The organism is Marinobacter sp. UBA2498 (assembly GCF_002341575.1).
Classification (GTDB): domain Bacteria; phylum Pseudomonadota; class Gammaproteobacteria; order Pseudomonadales; family Oleiphilaceae; genus Marinobacter; species Marinobacter manganoxydans.
The window spans coordinates 54799-55793 of the sequence record NZ_DDOI01000145.1; the positions used below are offsets into that span (position 1 = coordinate 54799).

A 995-nucleotide genomic window follows, 5' to 3' on the forward strand; every position below is an offset into this window, starting at 1 on the left:
CGACTGCAACGGAAACCTTCACCCCGGTTGAGCAGGCGTTCAAGGCCCGTCGCGGGGTCTGCCAGGATTTCTCCCACATCATGATTGCCTGCCTGCGTTCGGTTGGGCTGGCGGCCCGTTACATGAGCGGGTATATCCTGACCCATCCGCCCGAGGGCAAGGAGCGCCTTGTTGGAGCCGATGCTACCCATGCGTGGGTGGCTGTGTTCGTGCCGGATTTCGGCTGGCTGGAGCTGGATCCTACCAATGCCCTGAGGCCGGACCTGGAACACATTACCCTCGGCTGGGGCAGGGACTTTTCCGATATCACCCCGATGCGGGGCGTCCTGCTGGGGGGTGGTGGACATGAACCGGAGATTGCCGTGACCGTGGTGCCCGAGGAGGAGTTCGCCTCCCTGTACGGCGACGGCGAAACCTATCTGGAAGAACTATCGACTTAACCGAATCCACCCGTCCGGTTGTGGTTGAGCTTATCCATACGTTCACTTCCTTACGGCGGAGTGCCGCATAGCAAGCTATGCTTGCGGGCTTTCGATGGCACCCGGACGACACGGAATGATTGAAACGTTTTTCTCGACTTACATCAGCAGCACCATTCGCTTCCTGTTCCTGCTGGCGCCTTTTTTCGTAGTGACCATGTTCCTGGCGCTGACCAGGGGCCTGCCAGCAACCGAGAAAACATCGATCATCCGCCGTGCCTGCGTTTCGGCCTTTCTGATGGGCGTGATTCTGTTCTTTGCCGGCCCGCTGTTGTTCAGCGCCATCGGCATTACCCTGAATTCGTTCCGGATCGGTGCCGGTTGCCTGCTGTTTCTGACCGCCATCAGCCTGGTGACCAGTGGTACCCGGAATCACGCCACCGGGCTGCCTGATGAGGACCGTGATGACATTGCCGTTGTGCCACTGGCTATTCCGGTGATGATTGGCCCGGCCACCATTGGTGCAATCATGGTGTATGGCGCCGAGCTTAACCGGGTATCCGAAGTGGCAGGCGG

The 995-nt window shown here is 59.6% G+C and carries 2 protein-coding genes; both read left to right on the forward strand.

Annotated elements, in window-relative coordinates:
- Positions 1–440, forward strand: a 440-nt coding sequence (locus tag B2W52_RS20265) for a transglutaminase-like domain-containing protein (protein WP_286803983.1), incomplete at its 5' end; no start/stop codon positions are given.
- 115 nt (positions 441–555) lie between these two features.
- The coding region (locus tag B2W52_RS20270; RefSeq protein ID WP_286803984.1) for a MarC family protein at positions 556–995 on the forward strand (440 nt) is incomplete at its 3' end.